This window comes from Winogradskyella sp. SM1960 (genome assembly GCF_020179375.1).
GTDB lineage: Bacteria > Bacteroidota > Bacteroidia > Flavobacteriales > Flavobacteriaceae > Winogradskyella > Winogradskyella marina.
In genome coordinates this window covers 1-4,148 of record NZ_JAICBG010000025.1, presented here as the reverse complement: position 1 = coordinate 4,148, position 4,148 = coordinate 1, and the positions used below count along the sequence as shown (strand labels likewise).

The 4,148-nt window shown below is 30.3% G+C and carries 5 protein-coding genes; 4 read left to right on the top strand and 1 reads right to left on the bottom strand.

Annotated elements, in window-relative coordinates; translation table 11 throughout:
- Window positions 1-135 precede the first annotated feature (135 nt).
- Together K1X16_RS17715 and K1X16_RS17710 are read left to right on the top strand one after the other, a co-directional pair.
- The gene (locus tag K1X16_RS17715; RefSeq protein WP_225037403.1) at window positions 136-378 is read left to right on the top strand and encodes a type II toxin-antitoxin system ParD family antitoxin; all 243 of its coding nucleotides are present in this window, start codon (window positions 136-138) and stop codon (window positions 376-378) included.
- Window positions 375-677, top strand: coding sequence for a type II toxin-antitoxin system RelE/ParE family toxin (locus K1X16_RS17710; protein ID WP_225037402.1), 303 nt, complete (start codon window positions 375-377; stop codon window positions 675-677). Before K1X16_RS17715 ends, K1X16_RS17710 begins: the two co-directional genes overlap by 4 nt.
- A 47-nt stretch (window positions 678-724) precedes the next feature.
- Here the strand turns inward: K1X16_RS17710 and K1X16_RS17705 are convergent, their stop codons facing one another.
- Window positions 725-1,696: an IS110 family transposase gene (locus tag K1X16_RS17705; protein WP_195872871.1), complete on the bottom strand. Its 972-nt coding sequence runs from the start codon at window positions 1,694-1,696 to the stop codon at window positions 725-727.
- A 365-nt stretch (window positions 1,697-2,061) separates the two neighbouring features.
- Here K1X16_RS17705 and K1X16_RS17700 point away from each other — a divergent pair, with 365 nt between their 5' ends.
- Window positions 2,062-3,567 carry a hypothetical protein gene (locus K1X16_RS17700; RefSeq protein WP_225037401.1) on the top strand — a complete coding sequence of 502 codons (1,506 nt, stop codon included), beginning with the start codon at window positions 2,062-2,064 and terminating at the stop codon, window positions 3,565-3,567.
- A gap of 22 nt (window positions 3,568-3,589) precedes the next feature.
- Window positions 3,590-3,970: a hypothetical protein gene (locus K1X16_RS17695; protein WP_225037400.1), complete on the top strand. Its 381-nt coding sequence runs from the start codon at window positions 3,590-3,592 to the stop codon at window positions 3,968-3,970.
- Window positions 3,971-4,148: the final 178 nt, after the last annotated feature.

The following is a 4,148-nucleotide window of genomic DNA, read 5'->3' as shown; positions in this document are numbered from 1 at the left end:
CTGGAATTTTCTCGGGTTCGGTCAATTTTTGCTAAATTAGTTGCCAAACCACGCAACTAACCATACACAAAACCGTTGTGTGCAATTTGGCTACGTTACCAAGATTTGGTATATTTGATTAAAATTATAGTCAAAATGGGAAAAAACACATCAATATCACTCGGAAATCATTTTGAGGATTTTATCAGAGAAGAAGTAAATTCTGGAAGATATGGTTCGGTTAGCGAAGTAATTCGTTCCGCATTACGTTTGTTAGAACGTGAAGAAAAAAAGGAAAAAGAACTGATTAAAGCTCTCGAAGTTGGAGAAAATAGCGGATTTGTTGAAAATTTTGACCCAAAACATCATCTGAAAGAATTACATCGTAAACACTTATGAGTAAAAACAAATATCGCATAAGCCAACAAGCGATTGAGGATTTAGATAAAATTTGGGTTTACACCCTAAATAAATGGTCTAAAGAACAAGCTGACAGATATTACGATTTAATAATAGCGGAAATTGAATTTATTGCGGACAACTATCTGATTGGAAAATCCGCAGAGCAAACTCGAAAAAACTATCGAGTTACGAAAATCAAATCCCATCTGATTTTTTACAGAAAAGTAGATAATGAGATTGTGGGAATCGTCAGAGTATTGCATCAAAGAATGGACATTAAAAAACGACTGAAATAAAAACTGCACACAACAAAGTACTGTGGTAAAAAACAAGTAAAAACGCATTAATTTTTAACCAAAGTACTTTTATAGTTTTCGTCAAATATTAATCCAGATTTAGCTATTGCAAAGGCCTGTTTTAATAACTTATTACACACTGCAATCAATGCTAGTTTTTTACTCTTTCCCTTAGCTACAATTCGCTCATAAAGATCTCGACAAGCTTTGTTGTATTTGCACGCATTAAAACTACACATAAATAATAAATTCCGTAGCTTTTGATTCCCCATTTTACTGATGCGTGGTCGCCCTTTTACACTGCTTCCACTTTGCCGGATCACTGGTGTAAGTCCTGCGTAACTACATAGTTCACTTGCGCTTGTAAAACGATCAAAACCACCTGTTAAAACCACTAGCATAATAGCTGTTTTTGGACCTATACCTGGAATGGTTTTTAAACGAGTAAACAAATCTTGATGTGTTTGTTTTACTAAAATTAATAGCTCCTTCTCTAACGTTTTTATCGCTTTTGTTATTTGCCTTAAACTACATTTTAAAGACCGAACAACAAGCTTACTTGGATTTCCTAAAACAGCTTCACCATGTAACTTGTTTTTTAGCATAGTGCTTTGTTTTATATACACAGAGAGCGTTCTCACGATTTGAAGACATTCTATTTCTTCCTTTGAATTTCCTTGCCATAGCTTTAATTCCACTTGCTCTGCGTAAGCACAAATAAGTCTTGAATCACTCTTATCTGTCTTAACTTTTGATAATCCCATCTGTATAAAGCGTTTCACAGACAATGGATTTTCTACCGAAACTTTTATACCTGACTCTAGCAAATGATATGCTAACTGATAATGGTAGTAACCTGTAGCTTCCATAACACAATGACTCTTTATATTTAAAAGTTTTGAAAACTTTTTGAACCCAAACTCATTGTTTTTAAACTGGTAATAATTACCTGAAGAATCCGTAACATCAAAAACATGATGGCTGATGTCAATTCCAAAATATTTAATATCTTTATTCATAAGAAAATGTTTTTTTGAAAGGACAATCTACGCGAGTTTCAACGACTTAAAAGCGAGGTCTAAAAGCCTCATAGAACTGTACGAAATCTGTGTAGAAAAGAGAGGGGATTTTCAATGTTGACGAAGTCTAAAGCTTCTGCGTATATATTAACCTTATTCCTCTCTTTTGTCTTTTCTGTTTATAACTCTAAATTAATGAATTGTAAACTTAAGACGTGTATAATTAATTGCTTGGTTCTTGCCTACTTGCGAAAATTCCTGCGGAATTTTCTCTGGTCCGTAAAAGTTTGCTAAATTAGCTACCCAATCACGCAACTAACCATACACAAGACCGTTGGTAGCAATTTAACAAACATCGTAACAATTTGAGAATATTAATAGATACAAACATTCTGATTGAACTTGAAGACAATCGAGTTATTACGGAAAGTTTTGCCAAATTTTACAGAATTGCAATCACGAATGAATGTGAAATTCTATATCATCCGAAAGCTATTCCAATCGATGTTGGTAGAGATAAAAATACGGAGCGAAAAAAGATTATAATATCTAAACTTAATAAATATCAATCATTACAAGATTTTGCAAAACCGACTATAGAATTTACTTCTAACTTTAAGAATAGTAAAATAAATGACGAAATTGACAACAAACAACTTTTCCAATTAAAAAAAGGGTTTGTAGATTATTTTGTTACTCAAGATAACGGAATTCATAAAAACGCAAAAAAAATAGATTTAAGTAACAAAGTTCTAACAATTGAGCAGGCATTAAAACTTCTTGATGAACAATTTACTTTTAAAATTCCATCTCACCCAATACTTCGTGAACATAGCATTCGAGAAATTGAAACAAAATTTGATAGTTCATTTTTTGACAGTTTAAGAGAAGATTATGGAGAAATTCAATTTAATAATTGGTTGCAAAAATGCGCAACAAAAAACCGAAAATGTTATTCATTAATTGTCGAGGATAATTTACAAGCTATATTAATTTACAACATAGAAAAAGTAGAAGACCATCAATTACCAAAAATATTTGAGAACGCTCTAAAAATTTGCACCTTAAAAGTAGATGATACTGCTTTTGGAATAAAATTAGGAGAACTGTTCTTAAATAAAATGTTTGAATTATGTATTAACCGGAAAATTAATTATCTATACCTAACAGTTTATGAAAAACAAGAACATCTAATTAAGTTATTAGAAACATTTGGTTTTTATCGAAATGAATTTAAGAATAGTCAAGGTTTGATAGAAATTCAAATGATAAAGTGTTTAGATAAAAACAAAATTATTATTTCAAAAAATGTTATTTCTGCTCATCCATTTTATTTAAACAATTCAAGTATAAAAAAATATGTAATTCCTATTCGTCCAGATTTTTATGGTTCACTATTTAAAGATGGAAAATTAAGACCACCTACTTTATTTGACAAAGCACCAGATAGTATAAACGAAATTCAAGGAAATACAATTATTAAGGCTTATATATCTAATTCAAAAAATCAAAAGCCAAAAGAAGGTGATATTTTATTTTTTTACTCATCAAAAGTTAATCAAGTAATTGAACCTTTTGGCATTTTAGAAAGTATCGAAATCATTAAAGATTTTGATAATCTATGGAATACAGTAAGAAAAAAAACAGTTTTTAGTGAAACAGAATTAAGAACTTGGTTAGAAGAAAAAAAAGAATTACACGTTATTACATTTAGACTAATTGCGTATTTGAAAAAAAATATTAGCTTACCGAAAATTAAAGAAATAGATAGTTTTAGAAATAAAATACAAACAATAACAGAATTAAAAGAAACTGATTATATCAAATTAAACAATGAAGGATACTTTGACAAGCGTTATATTATCAATTAAACCTATTTACGCACAGGCGATTATGTCTGGTACTAAAAAGGTGGAATTCAGAAAGAAAATTTTCAAAAGACCAGTTGACAAAATTTTTGTTTACTCTTCATCGCCTGAAAAGAAAATTTTAGGTTTTTTCACAATAAAAGAAATAGTTGAAAATAGTCCAGAAAATCTTTGGAATGAATTTAATGAAGTTGGCGGAATTGAAAAAAAGGATTTTTTTAATTATTACCAAGATTCTGAAACTGGATTTTCTATTAAAATTTCTGAAGTTGAAAAATTTGAAAACGGAATTGACCCAGCTGATTTCTTTGAAAATTTTTGCGCACCTCAATCATTTATTTATTTAGAGGAAAAAACTGCTTTGAATATGGAAGAAAAAACTGCTACCAACACCGTGTATAATTAATGGCTGGTTCCCGCCTACTTACGAAAATCCTCGCGGATTTTCTATTCGGTTTTTATTTGCTAAATTAGGTGCTTAAACACGCCACTAACCATACACAATCACGTTGGCAAACATATGAAAAGACATCTACTAACTTCAATCTTAATTCTGATTTTTATGTTTTCTTGTAAGCAAAAGG